The organism is Peribacillus sp. S4 (assembly GCF_046715815.1).
Lineage (GTDB): Bacteria > Bacillota > Bacilli > Bacillales > DSM-1321 > Peribacillus > Peribacillus frigoritolerans.
In genome coordinates, this window is record NZ_CP175708.1 from 411280 (window position 1) to 437177 (window position 25898).

General features: G+C 43.8%; 11 protein-coding genes, 3 rRNA genes and 2 riboswitches. Of the genes, 13 read left to right on the forward strand and 1 reads right to left on the reverse strand.

Annotation, left to right across the window (positions count from 1 at the left end; translation table 11 throughout):
• Positions 1-15: 15 nt before the first annotated feature.
• From essC to rrf, 13 genes are all read left to right on the forward strand, one after another.
• Positions 16-4497 (forward strand): type VII secretion protein EssC, encoded by a 4482-nt coding sequence (gene essC, locus ACJ9PY_RS02065; protein WP_411739409.1) that lies wholly within the window; start codon positions 16-18, stop codon positions 4495-4497.
• The gene (gene esaA / locus ACJ9PY_RS02070; RefSeq protein WP_369316637.1) at positions 4490-7417 is read left to right on the forward strand and encodes a type VII secretion protein EsaA; all 2928 of its coding nucleotides are present in this window, start codon (positions 4490-4492) and stop codon (positions 7415-7417) included. The genes essC and esaA overlap by 8 nt, the downstream gene beginning before the upstream one ends.
• Complete coding sequence (essA, locus tag ACJ9PY_RS02075) at positions 7404-7886, forward strand: type VII secretion protein EssA (protein ID WP_052137216.1); 483 nt, start codon at positions 7404-7406, stop codon at positions 7884-7886. Before esaA ends, essA begins: the two co-directional genes overlap by 14 nt.
• 817 nt (positions 7887-8703) lie before the next feature.
• Entirely contained in the window at positions 8704-9660 is a 957-nt protein-coding gene (locus tag ACJ9PY_RS02080) for an AAA family ATPase (RefSeq protein WP_057276062.1), read from the forward strand.
• A 32-nt stretch (positions 9661-9692) separates the two neighbouring features.
• On the forward strand, positions 9693-10853 hold the full coding sequence (locus ACJ9PY_RS02085; protein ID WP_411739410.1) for a DUF58 domain-containing protein: 1161 nt from the start codon (positions 9693-9695) through the stop codon (positions 10851-10853).
• Complete coding sequence (locus ACJ9PY_RS02090; RefSeq protein ID WP_411739411.1) at positions 10850-13051, forward strand: DUF4129 domain-containing transglutaminase family protein; 2202 nt, start codon at positions 10850-10852, stop codon at positions 13049-13051. The genes ACJ9PY_RS02085 and ACJ9PY_RS02090 overlap by 4 nt, the downstream gene beginning before the upstream one ends.
• 36 nt (positions 13052-13087) lie before the next feature.
• Positions 13088-13189: riboswitch (purine riboswitch) on the forward strand.
• A 141-nt stretch (positions 13190-13330) separates the two neighbouring features.
• Complete coding sequence (gene guaA, locus ACJ9PY_RS02095; RefSeq protein ID WP_034306157.1) at positions 13331-14887, forward strand: glutamine-hydrolyzing GMP synthase; 1557 nt, start codon at positions 13331-13333, stop codon at positions 14885-14887.
• Positions 14888-15111: 224 nt separating this feature from the next.
• A riboswitch (purine riboswitch) is annotated at positions 15112-15213 on the forward strand.
• Between the two features lie 104 nt (positions 15214-15317).
• Positions 15318-16649, forward strand: a complete 1332-nt coding sequence (locus ACJ9PY_RS02100; protein WP_063574411.1) for an NCS2 family permease — start codon at positions 15318-15320, stop codon at positions 16647-16649.
• A 153-nt stretch (positions 16650-16802) separates the two neighbouring features.
• The gene (glcT, locus tag ACJ9PY_RS02105) at positions 16803-17645 is read left to right on the forward strand and encodes a glucose PTS transporter transcription antiterminator GlcT (RefSeq protein ID WP_034306152.1); all 843 of its coding nucleotides are present in this window, start codon (positions 16803-16805) and stop codon (positions 17643-17645) included.
• Positions 17646-17858: 213 nt separating this feature from the next.
• Positions 17859-19928, forward strand: a complete 2070-nt coding sequence (gene ptsG / locus ACJ9PY_RS02110; RefSeq protein ID WP_063574410.1) for a glucose-specific PTS transporter subunit IIBC — start codon at positions 17859-17861, stop codon at positions 19926-19928.
• A gap of 370 nt (positions 19929-20298) precedes the next feature.
• Positions 20299-21849: ribosomal RNA gene (locus tag ACJ9PY_RS02115) — 16S ribosomal RNA — on the forward strand.
• A 176-nt stretch (positions 21850-22025) separates the two neighbouring features.
• Positions 22026-24958: ribosomal RNA gene (locus ACJ9PY_RS02120) — 23S ribosomal RNA — on the forward strand.
• 64 nt (positions 24959-25022) lie between these two features.
• Positions 25023-25138: ribosomal RNA gene (rrf, locus tag ACJ9PY_RS02125) — 5S ribosomal RNA — on the forward strand.
• The 16S, 23S and 5S rRNA genes sit together here, the layout of an rRNA operon.
• Positions 25139-25322: 184 nt before the next feature.
• On the opposite strand, the gene ACJ9PY_RS02130 is transcribed toward rrf, so the two are convergent.
• The gene (locus ACJ9PY_RS02130) at positions 25323-25460 is read right to left on the reverse strand and encodes a DUF3951 domain-containing protein (protein ID WP_134402069.1); all 138 of its coding nucleotides are present in this window, start codon (positions 25458-25460) and stop codon (positions 25323-25325) included.
• Positions 25461-25898 lie beyond the last annotated feature (438 nt).

Consider the following 25898-nt stretch of genomic DNA (forward strand, 5'->3'; position numbering starts at 1 on the left):
CGGAGGTGAGATTTAATGAGTTTATTATGGATTTATTCTAGTGGTACCTACCAATCCTTTACGATCAAGGATAATCATAACGGTCCAATTTCGATTGGGCCATCAAAACAGGATACGATCACCGTTTATTCCATTCCTTTTGAACAAGTTCCTATCAAGCTGAAAAAAAATGAGGGACTTGATGAATATGAGGTGTTTAGAGAGGACAAGAAGCTTGGCGATGTAAAGCCATTCCATAGCTTCACCTTTCAAGAAGGAGAAGAAACGGTCGAGATTTTTTATACGTCAGGGGAATTGGAAGAAAGCCTCTATTATATAGGCAACTTGAAAGAAATCACTTTATCGGCCAAGGCGGGAGCGACCATCCGTAAAGAAGGACCCGTTTCCGACAATGACTTTTCCCTTGTGCTGCATAAAGGGCAGTGGCACCTCATGCCAGTGGGAAATAGCAGGATATTCCTGAACGGTGAAAGGGTAACGAAGCCTGTTCCCATTCAAAATGGTGATCTGGTTTGCTGGCCGCATATGGTGCTGAGGTTGATTGAAGGCGACTTATTGATGATTCATAGCGCCGAAAGTCATGAAACATCATTAGCTAAAATGAAGAAGCCAATCTCTGAAATGAAAAAAAATTATCCACAGTATCGCCGGACACCAAGGATGATCTACGAATTGCCGGATGAGAAAGTGACGATTTCTTTTCCGAGCCAAGAAGCGGAAGATAATAATAGAGGGTTATGGTTAATCCTTATGCCGCCTTTAATGATGCTGATCGTCATGGGGGTCATCACGGTCATTCAGCCGCGGGGCATTTTCATCATCATATCGATTGTGATGTTCACGACGACTTTAGTTACCTCGACGGTACAATACTTTAAAGACAAAAAGAAGCAAAAATTCAGAGAAGAAAAACGCCAACGTGTATATACCAGGTATCTAGAGCAGAAGAGGGAAGAACTGCAAGAGCTGTCTGAAAAACAAAAGAATGTGCTGTTCTATCATTACCCCTCCTTTGAAAGGATGAAGCTTCTAACTGATAGTATTAGCGATCGTATATGGGAACGAACTCTGGAAAGTGAAGATGCCCTGCACTTTAAAATCGGAACGGCAACCATACCCTCAAGTTATCAAGTGTCGGTAAATAGCAGCGATATGTCCAATCGGGATATAGATGATTTACTTGAGCAGTCGCAGGAACTTGTGGATGTATACAAAAATCTGGAAGATCTTCCGTTATCGATCGATTTATCAAGCGGATCGATGGGCCTGGTCGGAAAGGAATCGATTGTTAAACGAGAGCTGCAGCAATTGATTGGGCAACTGGCCTTTTTTCATAGTTATCATGATGTTCGATTTGTCGCCATCTTTCCGGAAAAGGATTATCAGGAATGGGAATGGATGAAATGGCTCCCTCATTTTCAATTGCCGCATGCCTATGCAAAAGGATTTATATATAATGAGCAATCACGTGACCAGCTCCTGACCTCGATTTATCAGCTATTGAGGGAAAGAGATTTGGATGAGAACAAAGGGAAAGTGCGATTCACTCCCCACTTTGTCTTTATTGTCACGGATCGTAATTTAATAGCTGAACATGTCATATTGGAATATTTAGAAGGTAAAACGGACGATTTAGGTATCTCGACGATTTTTGCAGCGGATGCAAAAGAAAGTTTGACGGAAAATGTCCATACGCTTGTGAAGTACATCAATGATTTTGAGGGTGAGATTCTCATCCAGCAAACGAAGGCCGTTCATACTCCATTTAAACTTGATGCACATTCAAAAGAAGGAAATGAGCGTTATGCACGTACGCTCCGTTCATTAGACCATCAAAAAGGCATGAACAACTCCATACCAGAAACGGTTTCATTCCTTGAATTATTGCAAGCTCGTGAAGTGGAAGAGCTGCCTATCAGCCAAAACTGGCGGACCAATCAGTCTTCCAAATCCTTGGCAGTTCCGATTGGATTGAAAGGGAAAACGGATAGGGTTGAATTGAACTTGCATGAAAAGGCGCATGGCCCCCATGGATTGGTTGCCGGAACGACAGGATCGGGGAAAAGTGAATTACTGCAAACCTACATCCTATCATTAGCCGTTCATTATCATCCGCATGAAGTTGCCTTTTTGCTTATAGATTATAAAGGCGGGGGAATGGCACAGCCATTCAGGCAGATTCCGCATCTGCTGGGAGTCATTACGAATATTGAGGGAAGCAAGAACTTCAGTGCCAGGGCACTAGCATCCATCAATAGTGAATTGAAGAAGCGCCAGCGCATGTTTGATCGATACGAAGTCAATCATATCAACGATTACACGGACCTATACAAAGAAGGCAAAGCGGATGAACCGTTACCGCACCTATTTTTGATATCAGATGAGTTTGCGGAACTTAAAAATGAAGAACCCGATTTCATCCGCGAATTAGTGAGTACGGCGCGAATTGGACGGAGCTTGGGAGTTCATTTAATTCTTGCTACACAAAAGCCGGGCGGTGTAATTGATAACCAGATTTGGAGCAATGCCCGTTTTAAAATTTCCTTGAAAGTGCAGGATGCCAGTGATAGTAAGGAAATTCTTAAAAATAGCGATGCAGCAAATATTACTGTCACTGGACGGGGATATTTGCAGGTTGGAAATAACGAGGTTTATGAATTGTTCCAGTCTGCATGGAGCGGTGCCCCATATTTAGAGGATACGGTTGGATCTGAGGATGAAGTGGCACTTGTCACAGACCTCGGTCTTGTTCAAATCTCAAATGTATCGGAACAGGTCACTAATATGAGGAAAGAAAAGATTAGTGAAATTGAAGCCGTGGCGGATCGAATTGTGGCGATACAGGAAGAAATGGAGATTAAGAAGTTGGCAAGCCCATGGCTGCCGCCTCTTTCAGATCGTTTATCAAGAAACCCTGAAAGAAGCCTGACGATGAATCAATTCCACCTGGGAATGAAGGATGAGCCCGAATTGCAAAGCCAGACCAATTATGTCTATAACTGGATTGATGATGGGAATATAGGGGTTTTTGGTTCTTCCGGGTACGGCAAGTCAACCACCGTTTTGACACTTCTCTTTAGTTTTGCAGATCAATTCAGTCCTGAAGAACTGCATTATTATATTTTCGACTTCGGGAATAGCGCTTTACTCCCAATGCGCCAGCTGCCTCATACTGGGGAATACTTTAGGTTTGATGAGTTAAGGAAAATCGAAAAATTCATGTTATTCATGAAGGCGGAAATGGAAAGGCGTAAGCAGCTTTTTTCAGAAAAGGAGCTTAGTAACATAAAGCTTTATAATGCATTGGTGGAAGATAAATTGCCGATTATTTATATCGTGGTCGACAATTTTGACATAGTGAAGGATGAGATGCAGGATCAGGAAGCCCAATTCGTTCAGTTTGCACGTGATGGACAATCACTTGGAATCTTCATGATTTTAACGGCAACGAGAATCAATGCGATTCGCCAGCCGTTAATGAATAGCCTTAAGACGAAGGTCGTCCATTACTTAATGGACAGTTCGGAAAAATATTCAGTTTTGGGGAGAACCCCTTATGAAAATGAACCTGTTCCTGGCAGGGCGTTGGTGAAAAAGGACCAAACCTACCTCACCCAGATTTACTTACCAGCCGATGGAGCGGATGATATAGCCGTTTTGGAAGAAATGAAACAAGCTGTGGCAGAACATAAGGTTAAATATAAGGAAATGGACAAACCGCCGGCGATTCGGATGCTACCGGCACGTCTTGATTCCAGCAGCTTCAAGAGTTACTGCTCACAAACCATTAAGAAGGATTCCATTCCAATCGGGCTTTCAGAGGAAAGCGTTACACCTGTATTCGTGGAGTTGAATGCCAATCCATTCCTGCTTGTCGTAGGACAGTCACGTAAAGGGAAAACGAATGTCCTTAAAGTGCTGCTGGAATCGTTGCTTACACAGGCGGTCGGCGAAATTGGATTATTTGACGGAGTGGATCGCGGCCTATCTTCTTATGCTTTTGAGGAGAAGGTGAGCTATGTGGAAACAAAAGAGCGGATAACCGAATGGCTCGATCATATCACTGGAATATTTGAAGAACGTGAGCGAAGTTATCTTGCGGCATTGGAATTGAAACCGATGAAGCAACTGGAATTCCCACCGGTCATATTTGTCATAGATAGCATTTCAAGGATCCAGCAAACGATAGACGGCAGGATTCAGGATAGGATCAGCAGTTTGATGAAACAATACAGCCATCTCGGGTTTAGTCTGATTGTCGCTGGAAATGCCAACGACTTCACGAAGGGGTATGATTCGTTGACAACCGAACTGAAACAAGTCAGACAGGCTGTTTTGCTTCTTAAAAAATCGGACCAAAGCTTGTACACCCTCTCCTATTCCAGAAAAGAAGAAGAAATACAGCCGGGTTACGGATACTTTGTGCTGAATGGCCAGGAAAGCAAAATCCAAATTCCGCTAAGTGAAGAAAGAAGGAGAGTGCAAGAAAGTGTCTGAAAAAATAAAACCGATGCTGTTAATCGGTAAAATACTGGTGATCTTAGCGCTGCCAATCTTGTTTTTTTCTTATATTGGCCAAAATCCAATGAAAAAGACAGAAACGGCTTCTCGTGAAATCGCCATTGTAAATGAAGATAATGGGACAGAATTTAACAATAACCCCATTTACATGGGCTCAGAGCTTGTTACTACACTGGACAAGGATTCTGAATATGAGTGGTTTGTGGTAAATAGAAGTACGGCGGAAAGTGGACTTGCAAATGAAAAGTACGATGCAGTCATATATTTCCCATCCGATTTTTCAGAGAATATTTATACGTTCGATGATGAACAGCCTGTCAAGGCGGGGATAAAGTACAAGGTACAACCTAGTTTGAATGCAGAAAACATGGAAAAGGTACAAAAGGAATTAGAGAAAACAAAGAGCAAAATGAATAAGCATATTTCAACACAGTATTGGAGCTATGTTTCCCAATCGGTCGAGGACATCCGTAAGAAGTTCGATAATGTCCTTGCTAAAGAAATCGCTTTTCAAAACACGATGTATGAGTTCTATACTCCAAGCTCGGAAAGTCTTGCAGGCGAAATCAAGCAGCATAAGGACATGCTTGAAGGAGTTTTTGCCGAGACGAAAGATGCTGGCAAAACAAGTACTGAAACAATGGATGAAATAGGGAACACGAAGACTCAAATGGCTTCATTTGTGAAAGATGTTGTTTCTTTTGAGGAATATCAAAAAGCTCAAAGTATCCTTTTTGAGAAGGCCTCTGCGCAAAATCAGCAGCTTGTCATGGAGAGTGTGCAGTCATACGACAAGGTGCTGAATGAGGGGAATCAATCTATACCAGAGATTCAGCAAGGGATGAATACGAAATTCAGCCTAAATGATCAAGGCATTAGAGAAAATGTTGGAATCATGCAGCAGAAACTTGATTCCAGCAGTAATGAATTGGAACAATTTTCAACAAGCATGAAAGACAAACAAGTAGAACAAATTACGAAAATCACCCAAGATCAACAAAGCTCGATTGAACAATTGAAACAATCGGAAGAGGCGGGTCTTGATAACCTTCAATCAACCTTGCTTATGCAAAGAGGAAATCTTGCAAGCAGCTCTGGTAATGGGGAGGATATAGGTGAAGGAACGACGCCTATAGAGGATATTGAAACGGAAACGGGAAAAGGTGAATCAGCTGCTGCACCTGACAAGAAGGACCCGATTGATGAACTGTCTCTCCAGGTACTGCTGGATCAAATCAATGGGATCAACACGGCACTTGAAAGTTTGGTGCCGGCAGAAGGAAGTGAAGGAGCTGCTGAACAAGTCAACATCCTTACAGCGGAACTCCAAACGGAAATCAATAATCTCAGCGGAACGGTAAGCGGCAGAACGGGGAATTATAACCAAGTGATAACGGAGTTTAATACACTGGTAGATTCCTATAATGACCTGCTGGCGCAGTTTACGGAATTACAAGCTGATTATAATGAACTCGGCACGAATTATAAGGATTTAGGTGACCAATGGAAAAAGTCACAGGAAGATATTCAAAAATTACAGGACATCCAGAGTATGACAATCGAAGAGGCTATCGCAGAAATCAAGACTCTCGAACAGTCACTTCTGGAAAAAGTGGGGGGTGAAAGGCGAGCGGTGCTTGTGAAGGCCTTCGAGAATCCTATCACCAATCGGGATTCAACTACCCTCCTTGCCTATTACGGTTCACTCTCATCTTATGGTGAATTGGCTGAAAGAGTCACCGAAGCAAATGTAGATAAGATATTTGCAGCCAATATAAAAGAATTGGAAAACTTGAAAAATGGGGTTTCCGGAAATGTAGATGAAGAAGCGAAACTCGTTAAAGCCAGTTTAGCAGGAGTCAATGAGAACTTCGGGATGTTCTCGGATTCCATTATGGGGTATATGAAAGAATATGATGCTAACGTCGAAACGGGGCAGAAAGCCACTTTAGCTGAATTGGCGGCAATTACCGGCAAGGCTCAAGAAGTGTCTGCCAATTTGTCGGATGATATGGAAGTTCCTGAGATGGAGGCAGAACCGCCCGTTAACCTTGATGGAGAAATGTTTGTATCACTTCAAGACAATACGGCAACAACGGTCGGCTTCATTTCCGAGCTTGTCAATTCTGTAGCGGAAAGACAGGAAACGGTCACGAAGGATACAGCAGACCTGCAAGCGAAAGTGGGGTCCGTACAGGAAAGGGCCGATCAGCTTAATGATAATTGGTCCCAAAATGTAGATTCAACCGAAAAAATCAAGACGGACGTATATAGCGTCTTGAACAACACTTTAGTCGATGATCAGGAGAACGGGTATGTGTACGAATATTTAGCGAATCCCGTACAAATCAGCGGGGAAGTCCTTCATCAGGAAAAGGTTAATATCCCACCGATCGTCATGTTGGTGATCATACTCATTTCTGGGATATTGATCGGTTTCTTCCTGCATCATTATGAAGGCATTCCAATGATGGTCCATGCGGCCTTGTTTACCTTATTGAATCTGATCGTAGGTTTAATCATCAGCATGTATGGCTTGAAGATCTATCCACTGGGAGATATGCAGGAGATTAAATGGACCGTCTTCACCGTCCTGCTTTTATTCTTCTGTTCAGCGTTCACCAGACTTGCCTTCTCGATTGGGCCGTTTGTCGGTGCTATCCTGGTGATTGGTTTGATCAGTTTCTTTACCATTCCATTATTGGATTTAATCATGCCTAATTTCAATGTAGACCACCCTGTTGCGGACGTATACATGTCCATTCAATTCGGTAATCAGTCGGCATTCATTCCGGCTAGTATCATCTTGATTGTACTGACGCTTATCGCAACGGTCATTCCATATATAGTGAAGCGTCTTGCAGAAAGAAGAGCAATGGCCCATGAAGTGGAATAAATACGTAATGCCTGTCTTGCTCATCCTGTTTTTTAGCCATGCACCTCATGGCGGGGCGGAAGAGGAACCGATGGTGGAGCCCAATGAATATCAAGAAAACGATATTGATATTCAAACGGAGTATTTCCATGAAGAAGGATTGTTGGAACAGAAGCGGAAACTGCCTGAAGAACAAAAGGACCTCACTTTTGAAAGAGGGAAATATGATGCCATTGACTCGGTGAAGGACTCACTGTTTCAGTCTCCTGTAATGGAGAATCAAAATAATACCATCGCTTCAAAATCAGAACAGCTTGGATTATTCTCGGAGGTCCGCATTCCAACGAGAAACGAAGAAGAAACAGAGCCTTCGCTTAATTTTGACCTGACGATATTGCTCGGCATCGTTTTGGCACTTTTGGTCGTTTGTTTGTTTTTTATCCTTATCCCGAAAATGGGGAAGCTGAATGGAGAGGTTAAACGAAAATGAAAACAGCCCGATTCCCCTCAGGAATCGGGCTGTTTTCACTACATATCCATAACGGTTTTAATAAGCCCTAAAAGAAGGGCGGCTGCGAAGATCAAAATGAAGAATTTTTTATACATGATCAGTACCTCTAATATCTTAGGAGTGGATTGCATTCATTTTAGCATAAACAAGACAGAAAAGAAGTTTACTAAGAATATACAGATCGGAAGGGCGTGGCTTCATTGCCCTGATGACAGGAGCGTGAAATTATGAAAAGGTGGACGATTTGTTGGAATTCGCCTGCCGTTTATTTATGGCTTGTACAATTAGGACGTTGATCTCAGGTCCAGGCACTCGCTTTCCACGGGCGGTCCGCCCTCGGCTTGCGCCTGCGGGGTCTTCCTAAACGCGCTTTTCCCGGCCCAATTCTCTTAACTGCCAAAATTGGAATTTCAAAAGGGTTTCGGAGTTTTTTAATTCCGAAACCCTTTTGTCTACAAACTGCGATGTGCCGATTTATTGACGCTTCCTATCAGTTATTTGAACAAGTCAGGATGAACAGTCTGCGAGTTCAACAGCTTCACCAATCCTTGGTCCATGGCGTGACAGGACATTTTCATTAAACAAATGGACGTCATCATTGGTATATTCACTTAGTAAACAGTTAACCCTGCCTTTTTCAGTAAGCCACTATAATATTTTTAGAACAAATTCGTTTATGGTTTTCCGGTTATCTAGTAAACTTACAATGTAAGGTTCAATTGGGTCTTAATGTAAAATGCGAGATATAGAGAAGTCATGAAATAATAGTGATAATGTGAATCCCGGGAGGTAGAGAATGATTTATAAGCAGGTCAATCAAAAACTGGAAATGGTTCTAGGGAATATCGAAAAGGTGATTATCGGAAAACGGGATATAGCAGAACTAAGCATCGTAGCACTCCTTTCCGGAGGACATGTCTTATTGGAGGATGTTCCGGGTGTGGGAAAGACAGTCATGGTAAGGGCATTGGCAAAATCAATAGGTGCAAGCTTCAAGCGAATTCAATTCACGCCAGATTTACTTCCTTCGGATGTTACTGGCGTTTCGATCTTCAATCCTAAGGAACAAGAATTCATCTTTAGGCCAGGTCCGATAATGGGCCATATTATTTTAGCCGATGAAATAAACCGGACCTCGCCGAAGACCCAGTCTGCATTGCTTGAAGCGATGGAAGAGGCAAGTGTGACGATTGATGGTGTCACAAGAGGATTGGAGAAGCCCTTTTTCGTAATGGCTACACAAAATCCAATCGAGTACGAGGGAACATATCCGCTGCCGGAGGCTCAATTGGATAGATTCCTATTAAAAATGAAAATGGGCTATCCAGGTATGGAAGAAGAGATAGAGGTTCTTCATAGGGCTCAATACACGGCACCGCTAGAGGAGTTGGAATCCGTCATCACCTTGGATGAATTGATAGAATTACAGGCTGAGGTAAAAGCGGTGATAGTGGATGACACAATAAAACGATACATTGTTGAATTGGCGAATCAAACACGTTCACATGAAGGGGTCTACTTAGGGGTGAGCCCTCGTGGATCGATAGCATTGATGAAGGCAGCCCAGGCTTACGCGCTGATCCAGGGCAGGGACTATGTCCTGCCTGACGATGTTCAATATTTAGTGCCATTCGTATTTTCCCATCGGCTTATTTTGAAGCCGGAAGCGAATTATGAGGGCTTCGATGCTGGAATGGTGATACATGAAATTGTCGCGACAACAAAAGTGCCTGTGAAGCGGGCTGTAACCTAATGCGAAGATTCATCAACATTCTAAGGGGAAATATGAGTGTGATCGGACTTGTATTACTCATGACCGTTTCCTTTTGCTATGCAATGTTTCAAGGCGGTTTTGTCAGTTGGTTCATTTTTTATTCATTTTTGCCGTTTTCTGTGTACGCTTTGATCCTGCTGTTTTATCCGCTGCATGATTTTACCGTTGAGAGAAAGGTCAATAAAAGGGAATGCCAGGCTGGTGAATCCGTTGAGATAGCATTGACGTTTACGCGTAAAAACCGGCTCCCCCTATTATTTATGGTGGTAGAGGAGGAATTGCCTCAGGAGATGGAAGATAGGGGACTACAAAGGAAAATAATTATCTTTCCGGGATTCAAGCGTACCTTCAGCATGTCATATACCTTGGAAAACTTGCAGCGGGGAGAGCATTCGTTTCAATCGATCCGCTTTTGGATTGGGGACTTTATCGGGCTGGTCGAAAAAGAAGCGATATATAGTTCACCTTTGAAAATAACCGTTTTTCCTCGTTATCACGAGCTTGCCTACAGTGATCTTGATCGAGTGTTCAATCAGGGGGCAGTGGTCTCAACAAAGAAAACACAACGGGAACATTCAGTGGTCTCCGGTGTAAGGGAATATCAGCCAGGCGATCAATTGTCTTGGATTAACTGGAAGGCGACTGCCAGGACGAGTGAAATCATGACGAAGGAATTCGAGGTGCAGAAAAACCGGGATGTATTCATCATGCTTGATGAAAAGCCGTCGGATTTATTCGAAGAATCCATTGAAATGGCGGCTTCCCTTGCCCATGCCATGTTAAAGAAGGGCATGGAAGTTGGGTATGTGAGTAGGGGCTCGAGGTTAATCATACCGGCAACAGCAGGCAATAAACAGAAACGAAAGATTTTTTACCGGCTTGCTAAAGAAAAGCCGGGTGTTGTAAACACATTGAACGAAAATTTCAGAAAGGGAATTCTTCCGGCAAACGCTGCTGTGATATTCATCGTTTCAGACTTAACCTTAGAAAAGGTGGACATATTGAGTGCTTTCCGGCCTAATCAGGGATTGATGTTATGCGTGAAGAAACAGGCAGATCTTACTGATGAAGAAAGGCTGTCAAGCTCTGCTGCTGTTTCGAGGGGGATAAAGGTTAGCTTTTTTGAACATCATCAACTAAAGTTTGGCAGATCGGAGGTGATGGCGAAATGAATGTCACTACCGAAAAATTGGAAAAGTTCATGCACGTCCTCATGTATGTATTTGGTCTGTTGTTGATTACTGAATGGTTGAGGCCTGTCGATAGACTCACCGATACAGGTAATCTCATCATTTTTATTTTATTTTTGCTCTACTCCCTGCTGCTGCATTATTTCCGCATGCATTGGTCAATCCGATTTATTCTCATTAGTGGATATATAATGATTTCATTACAGTTCCTCCATTCAAAAGAGGCTTTATACCAATTGTCATGGCTGAAAGGGTTTCTAGCTGATTTTAAGGGCAATCTTGGTTTTATATATGATGGGAATTGGGAGTTGATCACAAATCCATTTCGAACGTTTCTATTTTTTATCCTTCTTTGGCTTGTGACATATTTGATCCATTACTGGGTGATGGTGAGGCAAAGCATCTTTTTCTTTTTTATGTTAACGGTGATTTTTATATCTGTACTCGACACATTCACTCCTTATGCGGGGGATAGTGCAATGATAAGAATCATCATCATCGGGTTTTTGATGCTCGGCTTGCTTTCCCTGCTGCGGCTAACGATACAGGAGAGGATTAATTTTCCGATGGCTTCCATCAATAAGTGGATCTTGATGCTGACCGGCATGATATTGGTAAGTGTCCTTGTCGGTTTCGCCGCCCCAAAGCTTTCCCCGCAGTGGCCGGACCCGGTGCCTTATATTACTTCCTATTCTGATAAAGCTGTGAAAGAAGACGGTGATTCGAAGCGTAAAAGTGTCGGATATGATGAAGACGATTCGGATCTTGGCGGTTCGATAGAGCCGGATAGTTCCATCGTTTTTTATAATAATGCTCCTGCAGGACATTACTGGAAAGTCGAGAACAAGAATATTTATACCGGTAAAGGGTGGGTTTCCATACCGGAAACGGAATTTCACACTTTTTCCAACGGGCAGGATATGGCAACGTTAGATATTTACGACGTTCCTGAATTGGTGAGGACTGAAGAAATGACCGCAAAAGTATCCATGACGGAATCATATTCACATATCCTTCATCCGCAGTCCGGGTATGTAAAAAAGATCGAGGGCAAAAACGGGCAGGATTTCAAATATCATCAGGAGATGGACAAATTTATTTCCGAACAGGGTAATGGCGAACGACTTTCCATGAATGAGTATGAACTGGTTTATGATATGCCAAGTTTTGATATAGCTGAGTTAAGGAAGGTGACGGAACCCGACGATTCCATGGATTTATTAATGGAAAAAAACACTCAGCTTCCAGAGGGATTGCCAAACCGGATATTTGAATTGGCCTCCCGGCTTACAAGCAATGAAACGAATTGGTACGATAAAGCAAAAGCCATTGAGGATTATTTTGACGGAGCTGAATTCATTTATTCCAAGGACGATATTCCGTATCCAGAGAGCAATCAAGATTATGTCGATCAATTTTTATTCGAGACACAGATAGGGTATTGCGATAATTTTTCAACTGCCATGGTCGTATTACTAAGGGCCGCCAATATACCTGCAAGATGGGTAAAGGGCTATACCGAAGGGGAAAAATCAATCCTTGATGGCGAATCCGTTTATAAGGTGACCAATAATAATGCACATTCCTGGGTCGAGGTTTATTTTTCAGGGATAGGCTGGATTCCCTTCGAGCCGACAAAGGGTTTCAATGGGGAAGTTGAATTTTACGATTCGGAATTGAAACAGGAAGCAATCAAGAAACCTGAAGAAACCCCGACTAATGAAGAGCAAACAAAGAAAGAGGCCAGGGAACGCCAGGATACACCAGATAGGGAAACTCAATCCTCCGTGAAAACGGGTTTTGGGAACATGGTAGGGTTCTTAAAATGGTCTGCAATCACATTATCAGGTGGATTGATTTTTGCTTCTATCGGTTATTTCCTCAGAAGGAAGTGGATTCCTCTTCTGCAGATTCTTCGTTATAGAAAGAAAACCGATGCTCATTTCTCGACAGCTTATTTAATATTATTGAAACAATTAAAACGGGCTGGTATAGTTCGGCCGGAGGGGCAAACCTTAAGGGAGTACGCCGCCTATGTGGATGCAGTTTACGCTACAGATGAGATGAGTGAATTGACGGCTGGATACGAGTTAATGATATATCGTGGAGACGCGGAAGATGGGGAATGGAAACACTTTCAAAAGGGTTGGGAAAGCTTAATGAGAAAAACTAGCTCTTGACCAGGTTTTTATTATATTGATACAATAACAAAAACTAACTTAAACTAATATATCCTTCATATATCCTCGATAATATGGATCGAAAGTTTCTACCGAATCACCGTAAATGATTTGACTATGAAGGCGGATTTTAACAGGAAAGCTGAAAATCTGCCTTCGTCTGTACTTTTTCTGTATTTTTGAGGGTGGGTTTTTAGTTTTTCTTTTTTTATGATAATATTTTTTATAAGAATTATCACTCGATTTTATGAGTGAATTACATTGATAGAGGTGACGTTTGTGCCGGGGAAAACAGAATTGCAAAAAAACCAGGAAATGATCGTAGTACTTGATTTCGGAAGCCAATATAATCAATTGATCACTCGTCGTATCCGTGAATTTGGTGTGTACAGTGAGCTTCATCCTCATACAATTACTGTAGAAGAAATTGAGAAAATGAACCCGACGGGAATCATCTTCTCAGGGGGCCCGAACAGTGTTTATGATGCAAATGCATTTGGTTGTGATGAACGCATATTCGAAATGGGTCTTCCGATTTTCGGTATTTGTTATGGCATGCAGCTTATGACCAAACATTTTGGCGGTAAGGTGGAACCAGCGAAGAACCGTGAATACGGAAAAGCGACACTTGCCATCCAAAACGAGTCGAAGTTATTCAGCGACCTGCCAAAAGAACAAATCGTCTGGATGAGCCATGGTGATTTAGTGGTGGAAACGCCTGAAGGTTTCCAAATTGACGGGACGAACCCGTCTTGCCCAATTTCGGCTATGAGTGACGAGTCACGTAAATTGTATGCCGTGCAATTCCATCCAGAAGTCCGTCATTCCGTATACGGTAATGACATTCTGAAAAATTTCGTATTCGGCGTTTGTGGCTGTAAAGGTGACTGGTCAATGGAGAACTTCATTGAAATCGAGATGGAGAAAATCCGCCAAACGGTCGGAGATAAAAAAGTGTTATGCGCATTGAGCGGCGGGGTGGATTCATCCGTTGTTGCTGTATTGATCCATAAAGCGATTGGCGATCAGCTGACATGTATTTTCGTTGATCATGGATTACTTCGTAAAGGCGAAGCCGAAGGTGTAATGGAAACATTCAGGGAAGGTTTCAATATGAACGTAATCAAGGTCGATGCAAAAGAACGTTTCCTATCGAAGCTTGCTGGCGTTTCAGATCCGGAACAAAAACGGAAAATCATCGGTAACGAGTTCATCTACGTATTCGATGACGAAGCAACGAAGCTCGAAGGAATTGATTTCCTTGCACAGGGTACACTTTACACAGACATTATTGAAAGTGGTACGGCCACTGCACAAACAATTAAATCGCATCATAATGTTGGCGGTCTGCCGGAAGATATGCAATTTAAATTGATTGAGCCTTTGAACACTCTATTCAAGGATGAAGTGCGTGCACTTGGAAGTGAAATGGGCATTCCGGACGAAATCGTTTGGCGTCAACCATTCCCTGGTCCAGGTTTAGGTATTCGTGTATTAGGCGAAATTTCAGATGAAAAACTTGAGATCGTCCGTGAGTCTGACCATATTTTACGTGAAGAAATTAGAAAAAATGGTTTGGAACGCGAAATTTGGCAGTACTTTACGGTGCTTCCTAACATTCGTAGCGTAGGGGTAATGGGCGATGCACGTACGTATGACTATACAATTGGAATCCGTGCGGTTACGTCCATTGACGGAATGACATCCGATTGGGCAAGAATCCCATGGGATGTACTTGAAATCATCTCAACGAGAATCGTTAATGAAGTAAACCATGTAAACCGCGTCGTTTATGACATTACGTCTAAGCCGCCTGCAACGATCGAGTGGGAATAGTAGATTGAAACCATCCAATCAGTGAAGGAATTAACCTTCACTGATTTTTTTGTTGAAATAGTATTTGATTATGTAGATTACTTACATTTTACGTATGTTGGCGAAGATATAGCCATGATAATTAAGGAATAAATAGCGAAACGCGAACATTGCCTAAAATTACATAAAAAATATTCGTTTGGTATATTGACGATTATTTTAGTGACTGATACACTATACCTATAATAATAAAAAAACATAATTGTCGTATAATATTGGGGATATGGCCCAAAAGTTTCTACCAAGCTGCCGTGAACGGCTTGACTACGATGTGGAAGGATTGGCGTGTTTAAATAAACCGCCACTTCTTTACATGACCGCAGTCAAGCCCCGTTCATAAACGAATGGGGCATTTTCTGTTGGCACGATTTTATGATGGGGGAGACTCATAATGAAAAATTATTTTCGGTTTAACGAGCTGGGAACTAATTATCGCCGTGAAATACTTGGTGGACTAACTACTTTCCTTTCAATGGCATATATCCTGGTTGTAAACCCTGTAATGCTGACTTTACAAAGCATCGAGGACTATCCGGATGAATTAAGAATGGACTACGGAGCGGTTTTTGCCGCAACCGCATTGTCAGCCGCAATCGGCTCGATATTAATGGGACTCATAGCCAGATATCCAATCTCGCTCGCGCCGGGTATGGGATTGAATGCTTTCTTCGCTTTTACCGTTGTGCTTGGCTTTGGAATTCCTTGGCAGACGGCTTTAACAGGAGTATTGATTTCAGGTATTATCTTCGTTTTACTTTCCTTATCGGGAATACGTGAAAAAATCATTAATGCAATTCCAGTCGAATTGAAATACGCAGTTGGAGCCGGTATCGGTTTATTCATTACTTTTGTAGGGTTTCAGAATGCTGGTATCATCACGAATGATGACAGCGTTCTTGTCGGACTGGGCGATTTGACATCAGGAAATACTTTATTGGCTGTGTTTGGTATTGTCGTAACCGTCATTTTGATGACGAGAGGCGTCAAAAGCGGCGTGTTCATAGGAATGGTCATTACAGCCATTGCAGGAATGCTCTTTGGACAAGTTCCGGTGCCGGACAAAATAATCGGTGCCGTTCCTAGCATAGCGCCTACATTCGGGGTTGCGTTCGATGCCTTTGGAAATCCCGGTGATCTCTTCACTGGTCAAATGTTAATCGTGATACTGACCTTCTTGTTCGTAGCATTCTTTGATACTGCCGGTACGCTGGTGGCTGTCGCACAACAAGCTGGATTGATGAAGGATAATGTTCTTCCTAGAGTGGGTAAAGGGTTGCTTGCTGATTCATTATCCATCGTTTCAGGTGCAATTCTTGGTACATCCACCACGACATCTTATGTAGAGTCCACATCGGGTGTTGCTGCTGGTGCCCGAAGCGGATTTGCGGCTGTAGTGACAGGGTTGCTGTTTGTCCTATCCCTTTTCTTCTTCCCACTTCTATCAGTGGTGACATCTGCTGTGACTGCGCCGGCATTGGTTATAGTCGGAGTATTAATGGCATCATCACTTAAAAATATTGACTGGCAAAAGTTCGAAATTGCGGTTCCGGCCTTCTTTACGGTCATCATGATGCCTATGACATATTCAATTGCGACAGGTATCGCTTGCGGATTCATCTTCTATCCAATCACTATGTCGATGAAAGGAAGAGCAAAAGAGGTTCATCCGATCATGTGGGGGCTTGGAGTCGTCTTCCTGCTATATTTCATTTTCTTGAAGTAATAATGCAAGTAAGTAAGGAGAGTCCTGATTTCGGGGCTCTTCTTTCATGTTGTAAGAGAAAGCTCATATCGTGTATAGTAAAAGTACTAAGTATTAAGTACTTTATCCTGTATGGGGCATAGGGATGACTTTGAGAAAAAAAGAGGGAGAAAAATGAATGGTTTTATCGTTGAAAAGGTTTTGAACAATAATGTGGTGATTGCCACGCATCCGTCGTATGGAGAAGTCGTTACTATTGGAAAGGGCTTAGGCTTCAACCGAAAGAAAGGCGAAGAGTTGAGTCCGGAACTAGCGGAGAAAACGTTTGTCCTGAAAAATGTTAAGGAACAGGAAAGTTACAAAAAACTCTTGCCGCAAATCGATCAAAATCTTCAAGCAGCCATTATAGAATCCATTCATCTCATTAATGACCGGGTTACTGGAAAGTTAAATGAACATATACATGTCGGTTTAACAGATCATTTATTGTTCGCCCTTCAGCGTGTTTCACAAGGAATGACTATCAAAAACCCATTCTTGAAAGAAACGATAACCCTTTATCCTTTTGAACATGATATTGCTGTCGATGTAGTAGAATTAATTCAAGATAAGACAGGCATAGGCCTGCCCCAAGGGGAAATCGGTTTTATTACGCTTCATATTCATAGCGCAATATCAAATAAAGACTTATCGGAAGTCAATCAGCATTCGCAGTTAATCTATCACCTTATCCAAGTTGTTGAAGAACAGCTCAATGTGAAAATTAATAAGGATAGCATAGACTATTCACGTTTGGTCCGTCATTTAAGATTCATGATAGACAGGGTGCTTGCTGGGGAAAAAGTAGAGGAACCTGAAAAAATAGCAATGCTATTGAAAGAAGAATATCCTTTGTGTTACAATATCTCTTGGAAGCTAATAAAAATTATGCAGCAGAAATTAGGCAAACCGGTTTGTGATGCGGAAGCTGTCTATCTAACGATGCATATCCAACGATTACAAAAGAAAATTAAATAAACATACATTAACTTACGTGTTACTGATTCGATCAGGCATAAGTGAGGAGAATGATTGTTATGAAAGAGGGTATTATATACCTGAATTTTCATTTCAATCCTATCTTTGCTTATGCCTTTTTTGTATTTGAATTCTGATGCGTGGGAAGATGAATACCATCGTAAATGTAACCGTTTTATTAGCATGGAAAAACAGTAAAGAGGAGGAAAACCTATGTTTAAGAAGTTGTTTGGCGTTTTGCAAAAAATCGGTAAAGCTTTGATGCTTCCTGTAGCCATTTTACCAGCGGCCGGAATTTTGCTTGCGTTTGGTAATGCATTGCAAAACGAAACTTTATTGGATATCGCCCCGTTTCTTGCGAGTGGCGGAGTGGAAATGGTCGCATCGGTAATGGAGAATGCCGGAAATATTATTTTTGGGAATCTTCCCTTGTTGTTTGCTGTGGGGGTCGCAATTGGGTTAGCTGGTGGAGATGGTGTTGCCGGCCTTGCGGCGATTATCGGTTTCTTGATTATGAATGTAACGATGGGAACTGTTCTTGGCATTGACGCTGCCGACATTGAGAACAATAGTGCGGTGTATACCAATGTTCTGGGAATCCCGACGTTGGGAACAGGTGTGTTCGGCGGTATTATCGTCGGTGTCATGGCTGCTGTTATGTATAATAAGTTTTATGAAATTGAACTGCCTTCTTATTTAGGATTCTTTGCAGGTAAACGTTTTGTACCCATTGTAACAGCTGCAAGCGCAGTTATTCTTGGGTTGTTAATGATTTTGATTTGGCCGACGATTCAATCGGGGTTAAATTCATTTTCCGAAAATATGTTGGGTGCTAACCTGACACTTGGAGCTTTCGTGTTTGGGGTTGTAGAACGTGCGCTAATTCCTTTTGGATTGCACCATATCTTCTATTCTCCATTCTGGTTCGAATTTGGCAGCTATATCCCTCAAGGAGGGGGAACGCCAGTCAGAGGAGACCAGGCCATCTTCATGGCACAAATTAAAGATGGCGTACAGAATTTAACGGCCGGTACCTTCATGACTGGTAAATATCCATTCATGATGTTCGGGTTACCAGCTGCAGCTTTGGCCATTTATCATGAAGCAAGACCGGAAAGAAAGAAAATAGTCGGGGGATTGATGGCTTCTGCAGCACTTACATCATTCTTGACTGGGATTACTGAGCCACTTGAATTTGCATTCTTATTTGTTGCACCGATACTATTCGGGATTCACTGTCTGTTTGCCGGTCTATCATTCATGACCATGCATTTACTGGACGTGAAAATCGGGATGACGTTCTCGGGTGGTTTGATCGATTACGTACTGTTTGGTTTAATCAATCCGCAAACCAATGCATGGATTGTTATTCCGGTTGGTTTAGTCCTTGCGGTTATCTATTACTTTGGATTCCGATTTGCGATAAGGAAGTTTAACCTTAAAACTCCTGGTCGTGAAGTGGAAGAGGATGAGGAAGCCGAAGGATCTGCAAGTACAGCTGGAAGTCTTCCTGGGGATATTTTGGATGCCATGGGCGGAAAAGAAAATATTTCTCACTTGGATGCTTGCATTACCCGTCTTCGTGTATCGGTCAATGACATCGGTAACGTTGATAAAAATAGGCTGAAGAAACTTGGTGCCGCTGGAGTTCTGGAAGTGGGCAATAACATCCAGGCTATCTTCGGACCTCGTTCAGAAACGATCAAGGGGCAAATGAAAGATATCATTGATGGAAAACGGCCTCGTAAAGTAGAAACGTCTCCTGAAGTAGGTGTGGAAAAGCAAATCGAGGATGTCGTCCCGAAACCTTTACGGACGGATGAAGTTTCCGAGCGCTTTGTTTCTCCTATTAAAGGGGAATTAAAACCGATCACGGAAGTGCCTGATGCAGTTTTTGCTGAAAAAATGATGGGCGATGGATTTGCAATTGTACCTGAGGAAGGGTTGGTTGTTTCTCCTGTGGACGGTACGATCGTTAATTTATTCCCGACTAAACATGCAATAGGTATCGTTTCCGAAGCTGGACGTGAAATCTTGATTCATGTCGGGATCGATACAGTTAAGTTGGAAGGCAAAGGTTTCGAAGCGCTTGTCGCTCAAGGAGATAAAGTGACAAGCGGGCAGCCATTGCTTAAAGTTGATATAGAGTATGTCAAAAACAATGCTAGCTCTATCATTACGCCAATCGTCTTTACTAACCTTTCCGAAGGTGAAAGCGTCAAGATTGAAAAGGCCGGAAATGTAGATAGGGAAGAAGAGGACGTAATCTCCATCAATAAATAATCATTAATAAATAACGGGAGGGTGGCTATAATCAGCTGCCCTCCTGTTTTTTTTGATGATTTTTTGGCATGGACCGACTTCTATAGAAAGAAAGTGGTTCAGTGAAAAAAAGAAGTTAATTTTAAAAGATTAAATTGACTTATCTATATGCAAGTGCTAATATATTAAATACACCGCTTGAGACAAACAAGACAAACAAGTGAATGATAACTTGTTGTTGACTTTGTGTTTGGAGGGTGTTATACTAATAAAGTCGCTAAACGAAGCGATGGAAAATATTGCTCTTTGAAAACTGAACAAAACAAAGCGCCAACGTTAAATTTTAAGTGAGCACACACTATCAAAAAAGCAAATGAGCAAGTCAAACATTTCTTCGGAGAGTTTGATCCTGGCTCAGGACGAACGCTGGCGGCGTGCCTAATACATGCAAGTCGAGCGAATCGACGGGAGCTTGCTCCCTGAGATTAGCGGCGGACGGGTGAGTAACACGTGGGCAACCTGCCTATAAGACTGGGATAACTTCGGGAAACCGGAGCTAATACCGGATACGTTCTTTTCTCGCATGAGAGAAGATGGAAAGACGGTTTACGCTGTCACTTATAGATGGGCCCGCGGCGCATTAGCTAGTTGGTGAGGTAATGGCTCACCAAGGCGACGATGCGTAGCCGACCTGAGAGGGTGATCGGCCACACTGGGACTGAGACACGGCCCAGACTCCTACGGGAGGCAGCAGTAGGGAATCTTCCGCAATGGACGAAAGTCTGACGGAGCAACGCCGCGTGAACGAAGAAGGCCTTCGGGTCGTAAAGTTCTGTTGTTAGGGAAGAACAAGTACCAGAGTAACTGCTGGTACCTTGACGGTACCTAACCAGAAAGCCACGGCTAACTACGTGCCAGCAGCCGCGGTAATACGTAGGTGGCAAGCGTTGTCCGGAATTATTGGGCGTAAAGCGCGCGCAGGTGGTTCCTTAAGTCTGATGTGAAAGCCCACGGCTCAACCGTGGAGGGTCATTGGAAACTGGGGAACTTGAGTGCAGAAGAGGAAAGTGGAATTCCAAGTGTAGCGGTGAAATGCGTAGAGATTTGGAGGAACACCAGTGGCGAAGGCGACTTTCTGGTCTGTAACTGACACTGAGGCGCGAAAGCGTGGGGAGCAAACAGGATTAGATACCCTGGTAGTCCACGCCGTAAACGATGAGTGCTAAGTGTTAGAGGGTTTCCGCCCTTTAGTGCTGCAGCTAACGCATTAAGCACTCCGCCTGGGGAGTACGGCCGCAAGGCTGAAACTCAAAGGAATTGACGGGGGCCCGCACAAGCGGTGGAGCATGTGGTTTAATTCGAAGCAACGCGAAGAACCTTACCAGGTCTTGACATCCTCTGACAACCCTAGAGATAGGGCTTTCCCCTTCGGGGGACAGAGTGACAGGTGGTGCATGGTTGTCGTCAGCTCGTGTCGTGAGATGTTGGGTTAAGTCCCGCAACGAGCGCAACCCTTGATCTTAGTTGCCAGCATTCAGTTGGGCACTCTAAGGTGACTGCCGGTGACAAACCGGAGGAAGGTGGGGATGACGTCAAATCATCATGCCCCTTATGACCTGGGCTACACACGTGCTACAATGGATGGTACAAAGGGCTGCAAACCTGCGAAGGTAAGCGAATCCCATAAAGCCATTCTCAGTTCGGATTGCAGGCTGCAACTCGCCTGCATGAAGCCGGAATCGCTAGTAATCGCGGATCAGCATGCCGCGGTGAATACGTTCCCGGGCCTTGTACACACCGCCCGTCACACCACGAGAGTTTGTAACACCCGAAGTCGGTGAGGTAACCTTCATGGAGCCAGCCGCCTAAGGTGGGACAGATGATTGGGGTGAAGTCGTAACAAGGTAGCCGTATCGGAAGGTGCGGCTGGATCACCTCCTTTCTAAGGATAATTACGAGAGCGCTTTTGTTTTGTTCAGTTTTGAATGAGTAATTCATTCAAATAGGAAAGACAAACATCACGATGTGATGGATTCTTTCTGCTTTGTTCCTTGAAAACTAGATAATAGATAGAAGGCAATTAATTTTTTTCAAAGCATCTGTAAGATCTTTTTTAACGGTTAAGTTAGAAAGGGCGCACGGTGGATGCCTTGGCACTAGGAGCCGATGAAGGACGGGACTAACACCGATATGCTTCGGGGAGCTGTAAGTAAGCTTTGATCCGGAGATTTCCGAATGGGGAAACCCACTGTTCGTAATGGAACAGTATCTTTACCTGAATACATAGGGTACTGAAGGCAGACCCGGGGAACTGAAACATCTAAGTACCCGGAGGAAGAGAAAGCAAACGCGATTTCCTGAGTAGCGGCGAGCGAAACGGAATTAGCCCAAACCAAGAGGCTTGCCTCTTGGGGTTGTAGGACACTCAACATGGAGTTACAAAGGAACGGGGTAAATGAAGCGACCTGGAAAGGTCCGTCGAAGAAGGTAAAAACCCTGTAGTTGAAACTTCGTTCCCTCCTGAGTGGATCCTGAGTACGGCGGGACACGAGAAATCCCGTCGGAAGCAGGGAGGACCATCTCCCAAGGCTAAATACTCCCTAGTGACCGATAGTGAACCAGTACCGTGAGGGAAAGGTGAAAAGCACCCCGGAAGGGGAGTGAAATAGATCCTGAAACCGTGTGCCTACAAGTAGTCAAAGCCCGTTAATGGGTAATGGCGTGCCTTTTGTAGAATGAACCGGCGAGTTACGATTTCATGCGAGGTTAAGTTGATGAGACGGAGCCGCAGCGAAAGCGAGTCTGAATAGGGCGAATGAGTATGAGGTCGTAGACCCGAAACCAGGTGATCTACCCATGTCCAGGGTGAAGTTCAGGTAACACTGAATGGAGGCCCGAACCCACGCACGTTGAAAAGTGCGGGGATGAGGTGTGGGTAGCGGAGAAATTCCAATCGAACCTGGAGATAGCTGGTTCTCTCCGAAATAGCTTTAGGGCTAGCCTCAAGATGAGAGTATTGGAGGTAGAGCACTGATTGGACTAGGGGCCCCCAACGGGTTACCGAATTCAGTCAAACTCCGAATGCCAAATACTTATTCTTGGGAGTCAGACTGCGAGTGATAAGATCCGTAGTCGAAAGGGAAACAGCCCAGACCACCAGCTAAGGTCCCAAAGTATACGTTAAGTGGAAAAGGATGTGGAGTTGCTTAGACAACCAGGATGTTGGCTTAGAAGCAGCCACCATTTAAAGAGTGCGTAATAGCTCACTGGTCGAGTGACTCCGCGCCGAAAATGTACCGGGGCTAAACGTATCACCGAAGCTGTGGATTGACACCGTATGGTGTCGATGGTAGGAGAGCGTTCTAAGGGCGTTGAAGTCAGACCGGAAGGACTGGTGGAGCGCTTAGAAGTGAGAATGCCGGTATGAGTAGCGAAAGAAGGGTGAGAATCCCTTCCACCGAATGCCTAAGGTTTCCTGAGGAAGGCTCGTCCGCTCAGGGTTAGTCGGGACCTAAGCCGAGGCCGAAAGGCGTAGGCGATGGACAACAGGTTGATATTCCTGTACCACCTATACATCGTTTGAACGATGGGGGGACGCAGAAGGATAGGGTAAGCGCGCTGTTGGATATGCGCGTCCAAGCAGTTAGGCCGGAAACGAGGCAAATCCCGTTTCCATTAAGGCGGAGCTGTGATGGCGAGGGAAATATAGTACCGAAGTTCCTGATTCCACGCTGCCAAGAAAAGCCTCTAGTGAGATGTAAGGTGCCCGTACCGCAAACCGACACAGGTAGGCGAGGAGAGAATCCTAAGGTGTGCGAGAGAACTCTCGTTAAGGAACTCGGCAAAATGACCCCGTAACTTCGGGAGAAGGGGTGCTTTTTAGGGTGAATAGCCCAGAAAAGCCGCAGTGAATAGGCCCAGGCGACTGTTTAGCAAAAACACAGGTCTCTGCGAAGCCGCAAGGCGAAGTATAGGGGCTGACACCTGCCCGGTGCTGGAAGGTTAAGGGGAGAGGTTAGCGCAAGCGAAGCTTTGAACCGAAGCCCCAGTAAACGGCGGCCGTAACTATAACGGTCCTAAGGTAGCGAAATTCCTTGTCGGGTAAGTTCCGACCCGCACGAAAGGTGTAACGATCTGGGCACTGTCTCAACGAGAGACTCGGTGAAATTATAGTACCTGTGAAGATGCAGGTTACCCGCGACAGGACGGAAAGACCCCGTGGAGCTTTACTGCAGCCTGATATTGAATTTTGGTACAGCTTGTACAGGATAGGTAGGAGCCTGAGAAGCCGGAGCGCCAGCTTCGGTGGAGGCGTTGGTGGGATACTACCCTGGCTGTATTGAAATTCTAACCCGCGCCCCTTATCGGGGTGGGAGACAGTGTCAGGTGGGCAGTTTGACTGGGGCGGTCGCCTCCTAAAGAGTAACGGAGGCGCCCAAAGGTTCCCTCAGAATGGTTGGAAATCATTCGTAGAGTGTAAAGGCACAAGGGAGCTTGACTGCGAGACCTACAAGTCGAGCAGGGACGAAAGTCGGGCTTAGTGATCCGGTGGTTCCGCATGGAAGGGCCATCGCTCAACGGATAAAAGCTACCCCGGGGATAACAGGCTTATCTCCCCCAAGAGTCCACATCGACGGGGAGGTTTGGCACCTCGATGTCGGCTCATCGCATCCTGGGGCTGTAGTCGGTCCCAAGGGTTGGGCTGTTCGCCCATTAAAGCGGTACGCGAGCTGGGTTCAGAACGTCGTGAGACAGTTCGGTCCCTATCCGTCGCGGGCGCAGGAAATTTGAGAGGAGCTGTCCTTAGTACGAGAGGACCGGGATGGACGCACCGCTGGTGTACCAGTTGTCTTGCCAAAGGCATAGCTGGGTAGCTACGTGCGGACGGGATAAGTGCTGAAAGCATCTAAGCATGAAGCCCCCCTCAAGATGAGATTTCCCATGGCGCAAGCTAGTAAGATCCCTGAAAGATGATCAGGTTGATAGGTCAGAGGTGGAAGCATGGTGACATGTGGAGCTGACTGATACTAATAGATCGAGGACTTAACCAACGCTTTTTAAAAAATGAAATACCTTCTTATTATCTAGTTTTGAAGGAACAACGTTCCTTTTATGTTTGGTGGCGATAGCGAAGAGGTCACACCCGTTCCCATTCCGAACACGGCAGTTAAGCTCTTCAGCGCCAATGGTAGTTGGGGGTTTCCCCCTGTGAGAGTAGGACGCCGCCAAGCCATTTAAAAAGATCAGCCATCGGCTGGTCTTTTTTTGTGTTCATAAGGTCATGGAAACAGCCATCTTTTTTCGCATACAGTGTCGCTTTCTTGCACACATAATTAAAGGCTGTTTAAATGGTCTTGTCGTTATTTGATTTCTCTTCATATTGTATATGATGATTTGTAGTATCCTGTAACGGTTTTATATGTCATCTTTATTTTCCTTTGTGATGTCATCATAAGGTGTGTATCTATTTGAAGGTGCTGATTTCTTTTTAATCAGCCGATAACAAACAAAGCATATTACAGTAATAACAAATGGACTATAAGCATATGCCATTTAATCACTCCTTAAAAAGATTGCTTACTATTTCATCTCACTATATCCCTACTATCCCTTTGTTCAAAACAACGCGAAAACAGCGCAAAAAAATACAGGGGTAGCTTCAGATCTGTCCAACTAGTAAAAAGGATCTTGAAGCATTCTTCACCTAACTTTAAGAAAAAGAATTATTTATTGTGAAATGTGTTGACTTAATGGTGGGAAAGGATTAATATAAATAAGCACCAACTAAGACAAACGCAAAAACATCATCGCTTTTGGCTGATTGCTGAAAGAAATAATAACTATTGACTTCTTACTGTGAAAATGATAAGATGAAATGGTCGCTGAAAAACACAGCGATTTAAAATAAGTTAAAAACTTCGTAGAAGTTGACAACTAATCAATAAGATGTTATGATGAATAAACAGCCGTTCGAAAGAACGATTGTGGAAA